The organism is Rhizobium ecuadorense, assembly GCF_001187535.1.
Lineage (GTDB): Bacteria > Pseudomonadota > Alphaproteobacteria > Rhizobiales > Rhizobiaceae > Rhizobium > Rhizobium ecuadorense.
Map to the genome: position 1 here is coordinate 1 of NZ_LFIO01001766.1, position 230 is coordinate 230.

Here is a 230-nt window from a genome sequence, read left to right on the forward strand (position 1 = left end):
GCCACCCCACCCCGAATAGCGCACATAACACTGTTCAGATTTTTTGCAGAAGACAGGCTACCAGCAGTCAACTTCGACGCAGGCTTATTGCCCAAGGCAATGAAGGTTGGATCCCTTAAATTGCTGGAAGAGCGCGTTTATCCAAGCGTCGAGATCAATATACTCAGCGAGCCACGCCTCCGAGGCAAAAGCACCTAGTGGCAATTCTGGCTGGTCGATCGGCTCTGCTT

At 52.2% G+C, this 230-nt stretch carries 1 pseudogene; it reads left to right on the forward strand.

From position 1 onward, the window contains the following. A pseudogene (locus AF337_RS45935) lies at positions 1-198 on the forward strand (2'-5' RNA ligase family protein); the annotation flags it as partial. Positions 199-230: the final 32 nt, after the last annotated feature.